Origin of the sequence: Yersinia alsatica, from assembly GCF_902170305.1 — a bacterium.
Classification (GTDB): Bacteria; Pseudomonadota; Gammaproteobacteria; order Enterobacterales; family Enterobacteriaceae; genus Yersinia; species Yersinia alsatica.
Genome location: NZ_CABHWW010000011.1, coordinates 269,849 through 287,421, shown reverse-complemented (window position 1 = coordinate 287,421; position 17,573 = coordinate 269,849). Strand labels below are relative to the sequence as shown.

The window sequence follows — 17,573 nt, the reverse complement described above, 5'->3', positions numbered from 1 at the left end:
GCTATCTATGATGACTTCCGGTTATTCACCCATTCATATTTTCGGTGGCACCAGCGATGCGCGGCTAATTTGCCAGTTGCTGGATGCGGCGGGTGAGCGCTACAGCCTGTCGGTCGCCAGTGATGCAGGTCAGCAACTGGCGGGTGATATTCAGGGCGAGGTAGTTGTCGGACGGATGGATGCGGCGACAATGGTCGATTTTCTTATCAATCGACAAGTGCAGTGGGTGATTGATGCTTCGCACCCTTATGCCGAACTGCTCAGTGACAATGTGGTCGTGGCCTGTGGGCAAGCGGATGTGCCACTGACCCGCTATCTGCGCCCGAGTGAAATTGAGGTTCTCAATCACCCACTGTTGCACAAGGTAGACAGCGTCGCGGCGGCTTGCGCGGTGGCACAGGGCTTGGGGCCACGAGTATTACTCACCACCGGCAGCAAACAGTTGGCTGAGTATCAACAGGGGCTGATAGCTAAAACTCTGTTGGTGCGAGTGCTGCCTACCGCCGAAGTATTGCGCCAATGCGAGGCTCTAGGACTGGGCGTAGACCAGATTATCGCGCTGCGCGGGCCATTCAGCGCGCAGTTTAATCAGGCGCTGTATGAGTTTTGCCAGCCGGATATCGTCATCACCAAAGAGTCTGGCGCGCAAGGGGGTTATCAGGAAAAAGTAGCCCCCTGTTTGGCACTGAATATTCCCTGCATTGTGGTGCGCCGCCCGGCCACAGCACTATTGGGCAGTATTGGGCAGCAAGTGACTTCATTGGATGAATTTACCCAGCATCTGATGCACTGGCAGCAACAACGAGGACAATAAAATGAAAAAAGCACTGTTGGTGATCAGTTTCGGCACCAGTTACGAACAGACTCGGCAAAAGAATATTGCTGCTTGTGAGCAGCAACTGGCAGCCGCCTACAGCGACCGTGATGTTTTCCGCGCTTTTACCTCGGAAATGATCATCCGCAAGCTGCGTAAACGCGATGGCTTGTTGATTAATAATCCGCGAGAGGCGCTAAAACTCTTGGCTGAGCAGGGCTACCAGGATGTGGCGATTCAATCTCTGCATGTGATTAATGGCGATGAATACGAGAAAGTGGCCACTGAAGTTCGTGCTTTCAGTGACTGCTTCCACCACTTGGTGTTGGGCACTCCGCTGCTGAGTAGTTTTGCTGATTACCAGCAATTGCTGGTGGCGCTGCAAGCACAAATGCCGTCGCTGGCCGCTGATGAGCGCGTGGTATTTATGGGGCACGGTGCCAGCCATTATGCTTTCTCGGCTTATGCCTGCCTTGACCATCTAATGACGTCACTGAACTTCCCAGCACTGGTCGGGGCGGTCGAAAGCTATCCGGAAATCAGCCATATCATTACTCGATTACAACAACAGGGCGTGCGCAAAGTGCATTTGATGCCATTGATGCTGGTGGCGGGGGATCACGCTATTAATGACATGGCTTCTGCTGAGCCGGATTCGTGGCGATCACAACTGGAAGCCGCGGGTATCAGCGCCCAGTCATGGCTGCAAGGATTGGGGGAAAACCCATTGATTCGCCAGATGTTTGTTGAGCATTTAGACCATGCTTTGCAACAAAAACAGCAGGAGGCGGCGTAATGAGCGGCAGACTTTATGCATTGGGTGTGGGGCCCGGAGCCAGTGATTTGATTACTGTTCGAGCCGCGCGGCTCGTCGCCCAACTTGATGTGCTGTATGCCCCCGCCGGGCGTAAAGGCGGTGACAGCCTGGCATTGTCTATTGTGCGCGAGTATCTCTCGCCAAACACCGAAATACGCACCTGCCATTTCCCGATGAGTGCTGATGATAGTGAAAAACAAGCGGTTTGGGATGAGGTGGCGCAGCAGTTACAGGCGGAAGTCGCTAACGGACGTCAGGTCGGATTTATCACCCTCGGCGACGCCATGTTATTTAGCACTTGGGTATTTTTACTGGAACGCATTGGTCGGCCTGATTGGTTGGAAATCGTACCGGGCGTGACCTCCTTTGCGGCAATAGCCTCGCGTGCAGCTTTACCGCTGGCAATGGAACAGCAATCGCTGGCCATTATGTCTTGCACGGCACCGGAAGCGGAGCTGGAGCGAGCATTGCGTGACCACGACTGCGTGGTATTGATGAAGGTTTATGGCCGCTTTGCCCAAATACAAGCACTGTTGGCGCGGTTGAATCTGTTCCCGCATGCATTGTTGATGTCGGAAGCCTCATTACCAGGGGAAGTGTGCTGGCGACAACTGGATACCGTTGCTCCTGACCAGTCACTGCCCTATTTCTCGACTATTTTAGTGAATAAACAACAGGTTATTAGTTAAAGGCTGGGTTAATTAACTTAACAATACATTCCCAGATTAATTGGCATTGTCAGCCACGAGTTTATCTCGTCACGACATCAAATAAGAAGGGGATAAGGGGTCACCGATGGAAATGGAAAAGCAGCTAAAGAAACTCTCGTTAACTGGGGTTGCCATGGCAATCTTGTTAACGCTGGCACCGAATGATGTTTTTGCTATGCACATTATGGAAGGCTTTTTGCCACCGATGTGGGCACTGGCCTGGTGGATACTGTTCTTACCCTGTCTGTTTATGGGGCTGGTACGTTTGAAACAAATTGTCGCTGAAGACAGCAATCAAAAAGTCCTGCTGGCATTGTGTGGTGCCTTTATTTTCGTGCTGTCCGCGCTAAAAATACCTTCAGTCACCGGCAGTTGCTCTCATCCAACCGGTGTTGGGCTGGCGGTTATCCTGTTTGGACCGGTAGTGGTGGCGGTCTTGGGGGCCATTGTGCTGTTGTTCCAGGCTCTGTTACTGGCACACGGCGGGTTGACGACGTTGGGGGCGAATGGCATGTCGATGGCGGTCATTGGGCCAGTCGTCGGCTATCTGGTATGGAAAATGGCCTGTAAAGCAGGATTACGCCGTGATGTCGGGGTATTTCTGTGTGCCATGTTAGCAGATTTAACCACTTACTTTGTCACCTCGGTACAGCTCGGTTTGGCTTTCCCCGATCCGCAATTTGGTGTTAGCGGCTCAATTGTCAAATTTATGGGCGTGTTCTGCATTACCCAGATCCCGATTGCCATTGCCGAAGGTTTGCTGACGGTGATGATTTACGACCAGTTAACCAAACGCAAACTCATCACTGCGGAGACTCACTAACATGAAAAAGACGCTTATTCTGCTGGCGATGGTTATCGCTCTGGTTATATTGCCATTCTTTATCAATCATGGTGGTGAATATGGTGGCTCTGACGGCGAAGCCGAAACCCTGATTCAATTGACCGCGCCACATTATAAACCTTGGTTCCAGCCCTTGTATGAACCGGCCAGTGGTGAAATTGAAAGTCTGTTGTTCACCTTGCAAGGCAGTATTGGTGCGGCGGTGATCTTCTATATCTTGGGTTATTACCGGGGGAAACGCGGTGAGCATGCTGGGGATTGATAAACTAAGTTATCAAAGTCGCTGGCGGCAGGCCGACCCGATGGGGAAACTGGTGCTGTATGGGGTTTTCCTGCTGTTGGCCATGCTCAGCCCGCCGATGTATCAGGCTCTGCTGCTGGTATTTATCGCCGGACTGACATGTTATCTGCTGCGGGTTGGCCCGCGCCGCTATCTGCGCTGGCTGGCGATACCACTCTCTTTTCTGATGGTGGGCTTGGTCACCATCGTGTTATCCCTCGCCCGCCAGCCGGAGAGCCTGTGGTGGGGAGTACATATTGGCAATTGGTGGTTGGGGATTGATAGGGTTGGATTAGATACCGCCAATCAAACTCTGTGGCGCAGTCTGGCGGCATTGGCGGCAACTTTCTGGTTTGTGCTGAATACGCCATTTCCACAACTTATTCAGATACTGAAACGTTGCCATGCACCGCGGTTGCTGACTGAGCAAATCCTGCTGACTTGGCGTTTTATCTTTATCTTGATTGAAGAGGCGGCGGCTATTCACCATGCGCAATCTCTGAGATTTGGTTATATCTCACTGCGAACTGGCTACCACTCGCTGGCAATGCTGGTCGGCATGCTATTTACCCGCGTGATGATTCGTTATCAACAGATGGTCATTTCGCTGGATATGAAACTTTATCAGGGCGATTTCCACTTGTAAGGCAGGATTTGATGTTAGCCACCCAACAGTTAGGTTTCAGCTATCAAGATGAGCAGGTATTGCATGATTTGACCCTGGATTTCAGTCAGCATGCGGTCACCGGTGTCTTAGGTGCCAATGGCTGTGGCAAATCGACGTTGTTTATGAATCTGACCGGCATACTGCAACCCCAGCAGGGAGCGGTGATGTGGCAAGGTGAGCCGCTGAGTTACAAAAAACCTCATCTTCGTGAGCTTCGCCAGCGGGTGACCACGGTATTTCAAGATCCAGAACAGCAGATTTTTTATACCGACATAGACAGCGATATTGCTTTCAGTTTGCGCAATCTTGGCATGCCGGAAGCGGTGATTGCCGAGCGCGTTGATCGGGCGCTGACCTTGGTCGACGCACAAAGCTTTCGCCATAAATCTATTCAACACCTGAGCCATGGTCAGAAAAAGCGGGTGGCGATTGCCGGGGCGTTAGTGATGGAAGCGGAGTATCTGCTGCTGGATGAACCCACCGCCGGACTAGACCCGGCGGGGCGGCAGCACATGATTACTATCATTGAACGTATTGTCGCAGAGGGAAAACGGGTTATTCTCTCCAGCCATGATATCGATTTGATTTATAAGGTTTGTGACTATCTTTATGTCTTATCGCATGGTCATCTGATGATTGCGGGTGAAACAACCGAGGTTTTTCTGCAACAGGATAAACTGCAAGCCGCCGGGCTGGTTCAGCCGTGGTTGGTGAAAATGCACAGTGAGCTGGGTTTACCACTGTGCAAAACCGAAGAGCAACTATTTGCGTTGATGCGTCAGCGCAAAGCGGAGGAAGTGCAATGAGTCAGTCTGCGATGAATTTATCGATAATGGTGCAAGGCACGGCATCGGATGTCGGTAAAAGTGTGTTAGTGGCGGGGCTATGCCGCATTTTTATGCAAGATGGTTATCGTTGCGCACCCTTTAAATCGCAGAATATGGCACTCAATTCGGGAATTACGCCGCAAGGTGAAGAGATGGGGCGTGCGCAGATTTTTCAAGCGGAAGCCGCAGGAATTGCGCCGGATGTCCGCATGAATCCGGTGCTGCTCAAACCCACCAGTGACCGCAAGGCGCAGGTAGTATTGATGGGCAAAGTCGCCTGTAATATGGATGCGGTGGAATACCATCAATACAAACCGCAGTTGCAGCAGCAAATCAGCGAGGTTTACCACAGTCTGGCCAGTGAGTATGACGTTATGGTGCTGGAAGGGGCAGGCAGCCCGGCAGAAATTAATCTGCGCGACCGTGATATCGTCAATATGGGCATGGCCGCACTAGCCGATGCCCCGGTTTTATTAGTGGCTGATATCGATCGCGGCGGTGTATTTGCTTCAATTTATGGCACATTGGCACTGTTACATCCTCATGAGAAAGCGCGAGTCAAAGGGGTCATCATCAACAAGTTTCGCGGTGATATCGCGCTACTAAAACCCGGCTTAGAGCAGATTGAAGCCCTGACCGATGTGCCCGTTTTAGGTGTGATGCCGTGGCTGGATATTGATTTGGAAGATGAAGACGGCGTAGCGCTGCAAAACGGGAAATATCAGGGCGCGGCGGAAAAGGCGCTGGATATTGCGGTGATCCGCCTGCCACATATTGCCAATTTTACCGATTTTAATGCGTTGGCCGCCCAGCCTGATGTGCGCCTGCGCTATGTTTCTCACCCTTCGGCTTTGGGCCAGCCGGATCTGATCATCTTGCCGGGTAGCAAAAATACGCTGGGTGATTTGCAATGGCTGCATCAATGCGGGCTGGCGGCTGCACTGCTGGCACAGCATCAAGAAAATGTGCCGGTTATTGGTATTTGCGGCGGCTATCAGATGCTGGGCAAACGGATTATTGATGGCGTGGAGTCAGGGCTGGATCAGATGGATGGCTTGGGTTTACTGGATGTTGAAACTCAGTTTGCCCATGAGAAAGTTACCACCCGGGTGAGTGGTTATTGTCAGACTGACTTGCCGGGGATGCTAGCCAACTGTAGTGAGCAACAACTGGAAGGTTATGAAATCCACATGGGGGTATCCCATCTGGGGACTGGTGCCACGCCATTTGCATGTTTGACATTACGCAATGGGCAGGCGGAGCAGTGGGTGGATGGCGCGGTGAATACTGCGGGCTCCGTATTGGGGAGCTATATTCATGGTTTGTTTGACCGCCACCATTTTACTCGGGCACTGCTGGATAATTTGCGGCAACGTAAAGGGCTGCCTGCTTTTGACGGTGTGACGCTAGATTATGCTGAGCACAAGCAACAGCAGTTCGATATTCTGGCCGAACAGATGCGGCAGCATATTGATATTGATAAGATTTTAACCTTAATGAAAACACATCAACAGGAGCGCGCACAGTGATTTTGATTACTGGAGGGGCGCGCAGTGGCAAGAGCTCTCTGGCGGAGCGTCTGGCAGCACAAGCGGGTGAACGGGTATTTTATATCGCCACCTCGGTGGTCACTGATGCTGAAATGGCTGAGCGAGTGGTACTGCATCGTGCGAGCCGTCCGGCACACTGGCGCACTTGGGAAGGGTATCGCGATCTCGGTGCAGTGCTAGATAAGCACGTCGAACCCGGTGAGGTGGTCATGCTGGAGTGTATTACCACACTCATCACCAATCTGCTGTTTGAGTTGGCGGGCGATACTCCGCCGGAGCAGATGGATTTTGCCGCACTCGAAGTGGGGATTGGGCAGCAAATTACGCATCTACTGGCGGCCTGCGCGCGCAGCCGTGCGCCTGTTTATCTCGTCACCAATGAATTGGGTATGGGGATTGTGCCGGATAACCGTCTGGCGCGGCACTTTCGTGATATTGCCGGCCGGATCAATCAGCGTTTGGCGGCGGCGGCCGATGAAGTGTACTTAGTGATTTCTGGTATTGAGGTAAAGATTAAATGAGTCTGCGGCTATTTCTTGCAACATTGCAGTTTATGACCCGTATTCCGGTGCCTGAGCGCTGGACTCAAGGGCTGGCGATGGATAATTACGAGCGCGGTATTGTGGGATTCCCCTTTATTGGCCTGATTGTCGGTGTAATAGGCGGGGGCGTTTTTACCTTGTTGGCACCTTGGTGCGGTGTGCCGCTGGCGGCACTGGGCTATGTCTTGGCGCTGGCATTGATTACCGGTGCTTTTCACCTTGATGGGTTGGCAGATACGTGTGATGGGGTATTTTCAGCCCGTAAGCGCGAGCAGATGTTAGAGATTATGCGCGACAGTCGGCTCGGTACTAACGGCGGTTTAGCACTCATCTTTATCGTAGTAGCAAAAGTTTTAGTGGTCAGTGAACTGGCGCTGCGTGATGTGTCGATGTTTGCCATGCTGACGGCGGCCTCGGTAGTCGGGCGCACGGTGATTGTCTTGCTGATGTACCGCCAGCGCTATGCCCGTGAAGGTAATGGGCTGGGCAATATTTATATCGGTAAAGTCACTGGCCGACAAACAGCGGTGACCTTGGCTGGCGGGGCAATATTAACGCTGTTATTGGGTCACAGTGCGGCGGTGTGGGCATTAGTGATAACCATGGTGGTCGTGCTGCTATTGGCGACCTATCTACGCCGTCGTTTAGGCGGGCAAACCGGTGACACACTGGGTGCAGCGGCTGAAATGGGTGAGTTAGTGTTCTTGCTGGCACTGTTGTAATCACTATTGATGGGGTGTGTATGCGACTTTTTTTGCTGCGCCATGGGCAAACTGAAGCCAATTTGCGCGGTGTTTTTTGCGGTCTGACTGATTTGGCTCTTACCCCGCAGGGGGTGGAACAGGCCGGAGAGGTTGCGGGCTGGTTAGCCAATGTGGATTTCGCGCAGGGTGTCAGTAGCCAACTCCTGCGTGCGCGCCATACCGCCGATATCGTGCTGGCAGGTCATCAAGTTGATGCTCACACTGATAGCCAATTGAATGAAATGCATTTTGGTGAGTGGGAAATGCGCCATCACCATGATTTACAACGTGAAGACCCTGATGCCTGGGCTGCATGGGTGGCAGATTGGCAGCAAGCCAGCCCCACCGGTGGGGAATCTTTTTCACAATTTTCAGCCCGGGTGGAAGCGGTGGTTCAGCCTCTGCTGTCAACATCGACTCACTTACAACAACAGCCAGATAATAATCAGTTACTGGTTGCTCATCAGGGGGTTTTAAGCCTGATGTTAGCGCGTTTGCTGGCTATGCCTGCGGCGGCTATGTGGCATTTCCATTTTGAACAGGGGGCATACAGCGTGTTGGATATCCATGATGGATTTGTCACGCTGCGTGCGTTTAACAGTCGGGCTGTTTGGCAGCCTGCAACCAGAGATTAAACCCATGCAAACACTTTCATCCGTCTTACGTACCATTGCACCGCTCGATAATCGAGCCATGACCCGCGCCCAACAACGGCTCGATGGCCTGCTTAAACCCCCTGGTAGCTTAGGCCGTCTGGAGCAGTTAGCTGTTCAATTGGCGGGGATGCGCGGTCTGTACGGTCATCAGGTTGATCGTAAACAAGTCATTGTTATGGCGGCGGATCACGGCGTTTATGATGAAGGTGTTGCGGTCTCGCCACGGGTAGTGACGATGGTTCAGGCACTGAATATGGTGAAAGGCATTACTGGAGTTTGTGTGTTGGCGGCCAATGCCGGTGCCGAAGTGAAAATCGTTGATGTCGGGATCGATAGCGACGAGTTACCCGGTGTACTGAATATGAAAGTGGCGCGCGGCAGCGGCAATATTGCCCGTGAAGCGGCAATGACCCGTCAACAGGCGGAAGAGCTACTGCTGGCCAGTGCCATGCTCACTCTAAAACAAGCTGCAGATGGGGTGAAAGTCTTCGCCGTGGGCGAGTTGGGTATGGCAAACACCACACCCGCAGCGGCGATGGTCAGTGTCTTTACCGACAGTGACCCGCAACTGGTGGTTGGTATTGGCGCTAATTTCCCCAGTGATCAGTTGCATCACAAAGTGGCGGTGGTACGGCGAGCCATTGAGACCAACCAGCCGGATGGCAGTGACGGTATTGACGTGCTGGCTAAAGTAGGGGGCTTTGATCTGGTGGGTATGACCGGGGTGATGCTTGGTGCCGCGGCTGCTGGGTTACCGGTTATTTTGGATGGTTTTCTCTCTTATGCTTCGGCGCTGGCTGCTTGCCGTATTGCACCAGGCGTGCGTGACTATCTGATTCCTTCTCATTTATCGGCAGAAAAAGGTGCGGTTATTGCACTGAACCACTTGCAACTTGAGCCTTATTTGCAAATGGGCATGAGATTAGGCGAGGGCAGTGGCGCGGCACTTGCCATGCATCTGGTGGATGCCGCCTGCGCGATGTATAACAATATGGGGTCGTTGGCAGAGAGTAATATTGAGTTGCCAGTATCAGGCTCATAATCCCCTTTATCCTTGAAGTTGCAGGGGTGTTAGCCGCACTCACTTGCCCGAATCACTTACTTGAGTAAGTTCATCGGGACTCGCTTGTTTGCTGCCTACCTGCAACTCCAATGATTGTGGGGAACTCCCTTTATCCTTGAAGTTGCAGGGGTGTTAGCTGCTCAAACCTGCAACTTTGACATATATATTGGTTTTTACTCATTGAATTATCAGATGATGTTACTATTAAAATAATAACTCAGATTAAGCATTAAAATAATTGGATGTCGGGTATGCAAAAGCTTCTTTTCTCCGGGCGCATCAATTTGAAGATGATTCGCTATTTTCTCGTTGTTTCGGAAGAACTGCACTTCGGAAAAGCCGCTGAACGTCTTCATATCTCCCAGCCCCCACTAAGCTTGCAAATTAAAGAGTTAGAAGATGCCTTAGGATTCCCTTTATTTATACGGGATAGCCGTAACGTGGTGCTAACCTTAGCTGGCGAAATGATGCAGGCAGAAATGAAAGAGGTTTTCGAGAATATAGAAAACTCATTAAGCCGTGTCTCCTATATTGCGCGTCATGAACAAAGCCACCTTAATATAGGTATTATTGGCTCAGCCCTTTGGCATCAACTATTAGAGAAGTTCAAGAATTTTAAGGAGCTTAATCCTAATACCACTTGGTCGTTACATGAGTTCCCACCCAGCAAGCAGTATGACGCGTTATTAAATAAGAAGCTTGATATTGGGTTTTGGCGCTGTGCCTCTTTGGAGCAGAATCCCGCGTTGGTGTATAAACGAGTGGAAAAACAACGCGTCGCCGTCGCGGTATCTCATGAAAGCGTGTTGGCTGACCGTGAGATACTCTCTCTGCAAGAGTTATCTGGCCAGAACCTGATATTCCTCACCTTCGCTAACTCCGGCTACTCTAAAAGTTTATATAATAGCTGCCTGAGTGCGGGTTGTAAGCCGCAGACTATTTATCAATTTGATGAGCCTCAAACCCAATTAGCATTTGTAAACAGTAATCTTGGTATCGCCTTGGTTCCTGAAAGTATGCAGGAAATTCCTTGGCCAAATATCAAGTTTATCCCGCTCAAAGAAGATCTCTCTGCCGATTTATTTGCCGTTTATCATCCCAGTAGCATGACTCAGGCATTAGAGCGCCTGCTCGAGTTATTTTAAATGTGCCGTGCTAGCTAATATCACTTCGCTTTAACCAAAATAGCCATTGCGACAACCACTAACGCCACACCACTGGCTATTTCTTGCCAATTTATGGTCTGCCCTAACATTGCATTAGTCGCAATAACCGACAATGGAATGAGATACACATAGCCCGATACTTTGGCTGGGGATAGCACCATGCAGGCTTTTTGGAACAAGAAGAAGCTCAATGCAGTGGCAAAGGTGGCAAGATAGAAAATACCACTCCAGGTGATTAGGCTGATATTGCGCCATTTAATTTCTGGCAGTTGGTAGGCGACCACGCAGGTCAGTAATAACGTGGCACAAATTAAACTCCAGCCCGTCAACACTAGCGCTTGTTCACCGCGATGCAATTTTTTTACTAGGATAGGATTCAGCGCCATACCTAAGCAACCAAACAGAAAGAGATAATCAGAGGGAATTAGCGACAATTGTAAAAGCTGGGATAAATCACCTTTAAAAATGATTAATAATGCGCCCAAAATACCGATTAATAGTGCAGCGAGCACCGACCAGGTAGATTTTGAGTTCAATAACACCATGCTCATGATCATGCTCATCAACGGCACTGTGGTGTATAACGCGCTCGAATTTAATGCGCTGGTGGTCTGAAGTGAAAATATCATGCAGGCGAAATAGAGCAGAGGTGGCAGGCTAATCAAAGTATAACGGCCTAAGTCGCGATAGTGGGGTAATTTCAGTAGCCCTTGACTGACCAGCAACACCATAAAAAATAGGCTGGCAATCGCATATCTCAACCAGGTGATAACCATGGGTGGCAAGGCATTGCTGATGGTGGCGCTGGCAATAAAAGAACCGCCAAGTAGTGCAGTAAATCCCAGCATCTGCAAATGTGCTTTAAGTATTCTGGTTGTCATGTGCATACCTATTACCATCTTGTGATCAACGATAATTACGTGGAAACACATTCTCAACCATTACATTTTAAGTATGGATGAACGGGATTTTAGTATTGGTTGTGTAATAACCCACTACATATGATGAGTTATCCCCTTCGTACCCGAGGTCGCGATATAGCTTCAATGATCTTGGGTATAGATTACCGACAACTCTACTGTATTTATTATTTAACAGGTTTATTTAATCGATACTAAATTAAAATAATTAAGGGTTTTATTATGACAATCGTAAATTCAAATATTGATACTGATTTTAGTGAATTACCATTTCAAGCTGTCGAATATATTCAGAAAATAAAGCCCGGATTTAAGCCTCAGATTGCATTCATTTTAGGTTCAGGACTAGGCGACTTGGTCGCGCAAATTAGCAATGAAACCACCATTAGTTATGCAGATATTCCTGGCTTCCCGGTAAGTTCCGTCCATGGTCATGCCGGAGAACTGGTATTAGGTACTCTGTTTGGTGTTCCAGTGATGTGCATGAAAGGCCGTGGTCACTTCTACGAAGGCAAAGGCATGAGTATCATGACCAACCCGGTGCGCACATTCAAGTTGATGGGGTGCGAATTCCTCTTTTGTACCAATGCCGCCGGCTCATTACGCCCAGAAGTTTTACCGGGTTCAGTGGTGATGCTGAAAGATCACATTAACACCATGCCGGGGACGCCACTGGTTGGGCCTAATGATGATCGTTTTGGTCCGCGTTTCTTCAGTTTGGCGAATGCCTATGATAAAGGTCTGCGTGCTGATATGGCCAAAATTGCCCAACAGCTTGATATTCCGCTGACCGAAGGTGTGTTTGTCTCTTATCCTGGTCCTTGCTTTGAAACCCCAGCCGAAATTCGCATGATGCAGATTATTGGCGGTGATGTGGTGGGAATGTCGGTGGTGCCGGAGGTTCTGTCTGCGGCTCATTGTGGTTTAAAAGTGATTGCATTAACTGCAATTACTAACTTGGCTGAAGGCCTTTCTGATGTGGTTCTGTCTCACGAGCAAACCTTAAAATGCGCAAAACTGGCTTCAGTGAATTTCACCAAGCTGATTGAAGCTTTCTTGAAAAGCAAAGCTGCGCATTGATCAAGAGAAAATTATAAAAGTTGTTGTTAGTCCCCTGGTTGCTAACGTGCGAATCGCCAGCAATTAGGGGGCCGCCTCTGAAGAGGGAAGTACCCTACAAACTCCATAAGCAAATATATTCCCTCGACGCGTTTAGTATCACGGAGAATAAAAATGATAATAAAAAAACGGCTTAAAGTGATGTTCTTCCTTCAGTTCTTTATCTGGGGAGCCTGGCTGGTTACGCTGGGAGCTTACATGATGAATACACTGAACTTCACTGGTGCGCAGGTCGGGCTAGTTTATGGGGCCAAGGGTATTGCCTGTATTTTAATGCCAAGTATTGTCGGTATTATTGCTGACCGTTGGGTTAAAGCCAATATTCTCTATGCTTGCTGTCACCTGTTAGGTGCCATTGCATTATTGATTGCGGCCAATATTACCGACCCAAATATCATGTTCCTTGTCATGCTATTTAATGCGATGGTTTATATGCCGACGATTGCATTAGCCAACACCATTTCTTATATCTGTTTAGAAAAAGCCGGATTGGATACGATTAAAGATTTCCCGGCGGTGCGAGTGTTTGGCACGATTGGTTTTATTTTCGCTATGTGGGCGATCAGTTTGTCCGGGTTCGAATTGAGTAATATTCAACTCTATATTGCTTCAGCTGCGGCACTGGTGTTGGCGATGTACGCATTTTCATTACCCAGTTGCCCGACGTCTAATGTTAAAAAAGACCGTACTTGGGTTAATATGTTAGGGCTTGATGCCTTTGTATTATTTAAACAAAAGAAGATGGCTATTTTCTTCCTGTTTGCCATGTTGCTTGGTGCTTCATTACAGATTAGCCATACTTTCAGCAGCCCATTCCTGCATGATTTTGCAAAAAATCCTATTTATCATGACAGTCTGGTGGTGCAATACCCGTCAATTTTATTGTCGATGGCACAAATTGCAGAAGTGTTTTTCATTCTGACCATTCCTTTCTTCTTATCTCGCTTTGGTATTAAACGCGTCATGATGATCAGCATGATTGCCTGGACGCTGCGCTTCACCTTATTTGCTTATGGTGACCCGTCTGCCACTGGCATCGTTTTATTACTGTTATCAATGGTGGTATACGGTTGTGCCTTTGACTTCTTTAATATCTCTGGCGCAATTTATGTTGAGAAAGAAGTAGATCGTAATATTCGAGGCAGCGCACAGGGCCTGTTTATGACAATGGTAAACGGTGTTGGGGCTTATGTCGGCGCAATAAGTAGCGGGCATGTGGTCGATTTCTTTACTGTCGACGGTGTAAAAGACTGGAACAGTATTTGGCTATCTTTTGCAGCTTATACCGTGGTACTGGTCATCGTTTTTGTTTTCGTTTTTCAATATAAACATGATCCGGTTGAGCTAAAAGATCGGCAGTTATCTCATTGATCCCTCACTGGGCTGAATGCTTCTGGTCATTCATCCAAGATTCTGGTAGTTGAAAAGACGAAACCGCCCTGAAGGCGGTTTTGTCTTTTTGCATTGGCTTAAGAGAATAATTATTTACTCTTATCCTGCAAGCCACGGGCACTCAGATTGTTATTATCTACCTGCGGCAAACCTGTGGCCGCAGAAGAGGATAACAGCCCGGTCTCAACATAGTTAAACAGCTTCTCACGGGTATCGGTAATATCCAGATTGCGCATGGTTAACTGACCGATACGGTCATCTGGTGAGAAGACAGAATCGCCTTTTTCCATGGTCAGACGCTCTGGTTTATAAGTCAGATTGTCAGAAACAGTATTCAGGATGGAGTAATCATTACCGCGACGCAGTTCCAGTGTCACTTCACCGGTAATCTCGCTGGCAACCCAACGCTGGACTGAATCACGCAGCATCAGTGCTTGTGGATCAAACCAACGGCCTTGATACAGCAAGCGGCCCAGAACCCGGCCATTAGCATGATATTGCTCAATGGTGTCTTCGTTATGAATACCGGTCAGCAGGCGCTCGTAAGCGATGTGCAGTAAGGCCATCCCCGGGGCTTCATAGATGCCGCGGCTCTTGGCTTCAATAATACGGTTTTCGATTTGGTCGCTCATGCCCAGACCGTGACGGCCACCAATGCGGTTGGCTTCCATCATCAGCTCGACGCTGTCATCAAAAACGACGCCATTCAAGGCCACTGGATAACCGCGCTCAAAACGGACAGAAACTTGTTCCGCTTTCACTACGACATTTTCGTCCCAGAATTTCACGCCCATAATCGGGTTAACGATTTTGACGCTAGAGTTCAGGAATTCCAGATCTTTGGCTTCGTGAGTCGCCCCTAACATATTAGAGTCAGTGGAATAGGCTTTCTCGGTCGACATTTTATAATCGAAACCGGATTGAATCATAAATTCAGACATTTCATGACGGCCACCGAGTTCATCGATAAAGTCGGTATCCAGCCAAGGTTTATAAATTTTCAATTCAGCATTGGTCAGCAGGCCGTAACGATAGAAACGTTCTATATCGTTACCTTTATACGTACTGCCATCACCCCAGATATTCACGCCATCTTCTTTCATGGCGGCAACCAACATAGTACCGGTTACGGCGCGGCCCAGTGGGGTAGTGTTGAAGTAGGTGACACCGGCGGTGGTGTTATGGAATGCGCCACATTGAATTGCGGCAATCCCTTCGGCAACCAGCTGTTTACGACAATCAATCAGGCGAGCTTTCTCTGCACCATATTCCATCGCTTTACGCGGAATGGCATCGTAATCTTCTTCGTCAGGTTGACCCAAATTAGCAGTGTAGGCATAAGGAATTGCGCCTTTTTTCTGCATCCACAGCAGTGCTGCGCTGGTGTCTAAACCACCGGAAAAAGCAATACCAACACGCTGATTAATAGGAAGGTGTTTGAGAATAGTTGTCATCAATTAAATCCTGTATGAATTAGGTCGGTCTGGCAAAGGTTTCAATGCCTACATTGATATCGCAAAACCCGAGCCTGGTCAAAGAGATTTTGCATATTTATGTGTGTTTCATTGCATAACTATTTCATTATCATTTCGTCGAAATGATGTTTCATTTAAATTAATTTACCGTTCTGTTATGGTGTTTGCATCAACTTTTTATCACCTATAACCAGCTAAAATTTAAAGTGGTAAATCGCCTTTGTAAATCAGCGCATAGGGATATTTCACCATAGTGGTGGAAAGCGCGGATGTATGCAAATAGACATGGTTTCAGGGACTGTTACGTTGAAAATCTTTCGCGAAAGTGCGTGGTATAAAAAGCGAAAATCCTACCGAGTGTTGTTTTGGCGTGAAATAACACCGTTGGCTATTCCGCTGTTTATTGAAGGACTGTGTGTGTTGCTGATGGGGGTGTTCAGTACCCTGTTGGTGAGCTGGTTGGGTAAAGAGGCAATGGCCGCGGTGGGATTGGCCGACAGCTTCAATATGCTGATTGCTGCTTTTTTTGCTGCAGTCGCGCTCGGCACCTCGGTGGTAGTGTCATTCAGTTTGGGGCAACGTAAACGCAAACAGGCGCAAACCGCCGCCCGTGAGTCGATCTCTCTGCTAGTGCTAATTTCACTATTATTGGTGTTGCTGGTACATTTTTCCGGTGAAACCATTATCAATCTGATGGCCAGTCAGGCGGATCCTGCGGTGAAGGCGATGGCCTTGACCTACCTGCATCTGACGGTCTGGAATTATCCTGCAATGGCGATCGCGCTGGTGGGCTGCGGCGCACTGCGTGGTGCCGGTAATACGCGGCTGCCGATGTTTATCAATATTGGTATGAATATTCTCAATATTGTTATCAGCAGCGTGCTGATTTACGGCCTGTTCAACTGGCAGGGGTTGGGCTTTGTTGGCGCGGGGATTGGTATCACACTTTCCCGCTATATTGGGGCATTGGTGGTGATTTTGGTGTTGATTTTTGGCACGAATAATACACTGAGAATCCCCTTTAAAGCCTATTTTATGCCCTTTACCGCAGCCATCATGTTTGAGGTGTTGAGTATTGGTATTCCTGCCAGTGTTGAGTCGGTGATGTTTAGCGTCGGTAAACTGATTACTCAGCGTTTTGTTGCCGGAATGGGGACGGAAGTGATTGCCGGTAACTTTATCGCTTTCTCAATTGTTGGGTTGATTAACTTACCCGGTAATGCACTGGGATATACCTCGACCATTATTATTGGCACTCGCTTGGGGAAAGGGCAGATTTTGCAACCTATCCGCCAGATCAAGCATATATTCTGGTTATCCACCCTTGGGGTCTGCTTTATTGCTTTATTATCAATTCCCAGTGCTGGTTTTCTGGCGTCGCTGTATACCAATGAGCCGGGTGTTATTGATGTTGTGAAGCACTTAATCTGGATTAATGCGCTGTTTATGCCAATTTGGACCGCCGCTTGGGTGCTGCCCTCAGGTTTGAAAGGCGCGAAGGATGCCAGTTACACCATGTGGGTGGCACTGGCCGGAATGTGGGGCTGTCGTATTATCGCCGGTTATATTCTGGGGGTTACTCTGGGGTTCGGTGTCACGGGCGTGTGGATGGGGATGTTCCTCGATTGGATAGTGCGCGGCGTGCTGTTTTACCGGCGAATGTCTACCGGCCGCTGGTTGTGGCGTTATCGACCCGCAGCGTAATAGCGCAATATTTTCCGTGCTTATCCGGCGAATAGTACCAGGATTTTCGTCGCCAGATACCGGTCAGCAGAATGAATAAAGGGGGCAGCGACACGGGTAATGCTGAACCCATAAACAATCTGTCGTACTCCACATCTATTGTCCCTATCACTTTCTGATAGCCCCTTGGCAGCGCCCGATGCTGGGGGGAGTAGATGCCAAATAAATCACTCTCCCGGTTCTCTTTCTCGCCAAAAGCATCATTCTGCAATAGTTTGAACTTCATCACGAAAACAATAAAACAA

The 17,573-nt window shown here is 49.0% G+C and carries 19 protein-coding genes; 16 read left to right on the top strand and 3 right to left on the bottom strand.

Translation table 11 applies throughout. The features are described from left to right. Positions 1 to 10: 10 nt before the first annotated feature. From FTA96_RS08090 to FTA96_RS08030, 13 genes are all read left to right on the top strand, one after another. The gene (locus tag FTA96_RS08090; RefSeq protein WP_050106881.1) at positions 11 to 814 is read left to right on the top strand and encodes a cobalt-precorrin-6A reductase; all 804 of its coding nucleotides are present in this window, start codon (positions 11 to 13) and stop codon (positions 812 to 814) included. 1 nt (position 815) lies between these two features. Further along, positions 816 to 1,610: a sirohydrochlorin cobaltochelatase gene (gene cbiK, locus FTA96_RS08085; RefSeq protein WP_145507300.1), complete on the top strand. Its 795-nt coding sequence runs from the start codon at positions 816 to 818 to the stop codon at positions 1,608 to 1,610. Next, the gene (locus FTA96_RS08080; RefSeq protein WP_050122246.1) at positions 1,610 to 2,320 is read left to right on the top strand and encodes a cobalt-factor II C(20)-methyltransferase; all 711 of its coding nucleotides are present in this window, start codon (positions 1,610 to 1,612) and stop codon (positions 2,318 to 2,320) included. The genes cbiK and FTA96_RS08080 overlap by 1 nt, the downstream gene beginning before the upstream one ends. A gap of 106 nt (positions 2,321 to 2,426) precedes the next feature. Further along, positions 2,427 to 3,164 carry a cobalt ECF transporter S component CbiM gene (gene cbiM / locus FTA96_RS08075; RefSeq protein WP_050106783.1) on the top strand — a complete coding sequence of 246 codons (738 nt, stop codon included), beginning with the start codon at positions 2,427 to 2,429 and terminating at the stop codon, positions 3,162 to 3,164. A 1-nt stretch (position 3,165) separates the two neighbouring features. After that, positions 3,166 to 3,447: an energy-coupling factor ABC transporter substrate-binding protein gene (locus FTA96_RS08070; protein WP_050106782.1), complete on the top strand. Its 282-nt coding sequence runs from the start codon at positions 3,166 to 3,168 to the stop codon at positions 3,445 to 3,447. After that, positions 3,434 to 4,111: an energy-coupling factor ABC transporter transmembrane protein gene (locus tag FTA96_RS08065; RefSeq protein WP_050106781.1), complete on the top strand. Its 678-nt coding sequence runs from the start codon at positions 3,434 to 3,436 to the stop codon at positions 4,109 to 4,111. Before FTA96_RS08070 ends, FTA96_RS08065 begins: the two co-directional genes overlap by 14 nt. Positions 4,112 to 4,122: 11 nt before the next feature. Then, positions 4,123 to 4,938: an ATP-binding cassette domain-containing protein gene (locus FTA96_RS08060; protein ID WP_050122245.1), complete on the top strand. Its 816-nt coding sequence runs from the start codon at positions 4,123 to 4,125 to the stop codon at positions 4,936 to 4,938. Between the two features lie 11 nt (positions 4,939 to 4,949). Continuing rightward, a complete protein-coding gene (locus FTA96_RS08055; RefSeq protein ID WP_145573655.1) occupies positions 4,950 to 6,488 on the top strand; it encodes a cobyric acid synthase in 1,539 nt (512 codons plus the stop codon). Then, positions 6,485 to 7,030: a bifunctional adenosylcobinamide kinase/adenosylcobinamide-phosphate guanylyltransferase gene (gene cobU / locus FTA96_RS08050; RefSeq protein WP_145573561.1), complete on the top strand. Its 546-nt coding sequence runs from the start codon at positions 6,485 to 6,487 to the stop codon at positions 7,028 to 7,030. Before FTA96_RS08055 ends, cobU begins: the two co-directional genes overlap by 4 nt. After that, the gene (gene cobS, locus FTA96_RS08045) at positions 7,027 to 7,773 is read left to right on the top strand and encodes an adenosylcobinamide-GDP ribazoletransferase (RefSeq protein ID WP_050134634.1); all 747 of its coding nucleotides are present in this window, start codon (positions 7,027 to 7,029) and stop codon (positions 7,771 to 7,773) included. Before cobU ends, cobS begins: the two co-directional genes overlap by 4 nt. A gap of 20 nt (positions 7,774 to 7,793) precedes the next feature. Continuing rightward, positions 7,794 to 8,429 carry an adenosylcobalamin/alpha-ribazole phosphatase gene (locus FTA96_RS08040; RefSeq protein ID WP_050151352.1) on the top strand — a complete coding sequence of 212 codons (636 nt, stop codon included), beginning with the start codon at positions 7,794 to 7,796 and terminating at the stop codon, positions 8,427 to 8,429. A gap of 4 nt (positions 8,430 to 8,433) precedes the next feature. Next, a complete protein-coding gene (gene cobT, locus FTA96_RS08035) occupies positions 8,434 to 9,492 on the top strand; it encodes a nicotinate-nucleotide--dimethylbenzimidazole phosphoribosyltransferase (protein ID WP_050106879.1) in 1,059 nt (352 codons plus the stop codon). A gap of 272 nt (positions 9,493 to 9,764) precedes the next feature. Further along, positions 9,765 to 10,658, top strand: coding sequence for a LysR family transcriptional regulator (locus tag FTA96_RS08030; RefSeq protein ID WP_145507302.1), 894 nt, complete (start codon positions 9,765 to 9,767; stop codon positions 10,656 to 10,658). Positions 10,659 to 10,678: 20 nt separating this feature from the next. Here the strand turns inward: FTA96_RS08030 and FTA96_RS08025 are convergent, their stop codons facing one another. Then, entirely contained in the window at positions 10,679 to 11,527 is an 849-nt protein-coding gene (locus tag FTA96_RS08025; RefSeq protein ID WP_186372865.1) for a DMT family transporter, read from the bottom strand. A gap of 294 nt (positions 11,528 to 11,821) precedes the next feature. Between FTA96_RS08025 and xapA the strand changes: the two genes are divergently transcribed. Further along, positions 11,822 to 12,679 (top strand): xanthosine phosphorylase, encoded by an 858-nt coding sequence (gene xapA, locus FTA96_RS08020; RefSeq protein WP_050134640.1) that lies wholly within the window; start codon positions 11,822 to 11,824, stop codon positions 12,677 to 12,679. Between the two features lie 153 nt (positions 12,680 to 12,832). Next, positions 12,833 to 14,089, top strand: a complete 1,257-nt coding sequence (locus FTA96_RS08015; protein WP_145573557.1) for a nucleoside permease — start codon at positions 12,833 to 12,835, stop codon at positions 14,087 to 14,089. Between the two features lie 110 nt (positions 14,090 to 14,199). Here the strand turns inward: FTA96_RS08015 and argG are convergent, their stop codons facing one another. Continuing rightward, positions 14,200 to 15,564, bottom strand: a complete 1,365-nt coding sequence (argG, locus tag FTA96_RS08010; protein ID WP_050106774.1) for an argininosuccinate synthase — start codon at positions 15,562 to 15,564, stop codon at positions 14,200 to 14,202. 327 nt (positions 15,565 to 15,891) lie between these two features. Here argG and FTA96_RS08005 point away from each other — a divergent pair, with 327 nt between their 5' ends. Beyond that, positions 15,892 to 17,289, top strand: a complete 1,398-nt coding sequence (locus FTA96_RS08005) for an EmmdR/YeeO family multidrug/toxin efflux MATE transporter (protein ID WP_050106877.1) — start codon at positions 15,892 to 15,894, stop codon at positions 17,287 to 17,289. Here FTA96_RS08005 and FTA96_RS08000 read toward each other — a convergent pair. Continuing rightward, on the bottom strand, positions 17,249 to 17,554 hold the full coding sequence (locus FTA96_RS08000) for a hypothetical protein (RefSeq protein ID WP_145573555.1): 306 nt from the start codon (positions 17,552 to 17,554) through the stop codon (positions 17,249 to 17,251). The two genes, FTA96_RS08005 and FTA96_RS08000, sit on opposite strands and share 41 nt — an antisense overlap. Positions 17,555 to 17,573 lie beyond the last annotated feature (19 nt).

Bases quoted from the DNA above. Each gene is read 5' to 3' on its own strand.
- FTA96_RS08090 (WP_050106881.1), top strand. From the start codon at position 11: ATGACTTCCGGTTATTCACCCATTCATATTTTCGGTGGCACCAGCGAT.
- cbiK (WP_145507300.1), top strand. From the start codon at position 816: ATGAAAAAAGCACTGTTGGTGATCAGTTTCGGCACCAGTTACGAACAG.
- FTA96_RS08080 (WP_050122246.1), top strand. From the start codon at position 1,610: ATGAGCGGCAGACTTTATGCATTGGGTGTGGGGCCCGGAGCCAGTGAT.
- cbiM (WP_050106783.1), top strand. From the start codon at position 2,427: ATGGAAATGGAAAAGCAGCTAAAGAAACTCTCGTTAACTGGGGTTGCC.
- FTA96_RS08070 (WP_050106782.1), top strand. From the start codon at position 3,166: ATGAAAAAGACGCTTATTCTGCTGGCGATGGTTATCGCTCTGGTTATA.
- FTA96_RS08065 (WP_050106781.1), top strand. From the start codon at position 3,434: ATGCTGGGGATTGATAAACTAAGTTATCAAAGTCGCTGGCGGCAGGCC.
- FTA96_RS08060 (WP_050122245.1), top strand. From the start codon at position 4,123: ATGTTAGCCACCCAACAGTTAGGTTTCAGCTATCAAGATGAGCAGGTA.
- FTA96_RS08055 (WP_145573655.1), top strand. From the start codon at position 4,950: ATGAATTTATCGATAATGGTGCAAGGCACGGCATCGGATGTCGGTAAA.
- cobS (WP_050134634.1), top strand. From the start codon at position 7,027: ATGAGTCTGCGGCTATTTCTTGCAACATTGCAGTTTATGACCCGTATT.
- FTA96_RS08040 (WP_050151352.1), top strand. From the start codon at position 7,794: ATGCGACTTTTTTTGCTGCGCCATGGGCAAACTGAAGCCAATTTGCGC.
- cobT (WP_050106879.1), top strand. From the start codon at position 8,434: ATGCAAACACTTTCATCCGTCTTACGTACCATTGCACCGCTCGATAAT.
- FTA96_RS08030 (WP_145507302.1), top strand. From the start codon at position 9,765: ATGCAAAAGCTTCTTTTCTCCGGGCGCATCAATTTGAAGATGATTCGC.
- FTA96_RS08025 (WP_186372865.1), bottom strand. From the start codon at position 11,527: ATGCTGGGATTTACTGCACTACTTGGCGGTTCTTTTATTGCCAGCGCC.
- xapA (WP_050134640.1), top strand. From the start codon at position 11,822: ATGACAATCGTAAATTCAAATATTGATACTGATTTTAGTGAATTACCA.
- FTA96_RS08015 (WP_145573557.1), top strand. From the start codon at position 12,833: ATGATAATAAAAAAACGGCTTAAAGTGATGTTCTTCCTTCAGTTCTTT.
- argG (WP_050106774.1), bottom strand. From the start codon at position 15,564: ATGACAACTATTCTCAAACACCTTCCTATTAATCAGCGTGTTGGTATT.
- FTA96_RS08000 (WP_145573555.1), bottom strand. From the start codon at position 17,554: ATGAAGTTCAAACTATTGCAGAATGATGCTTTTGGCGAGAAAGAGAAC.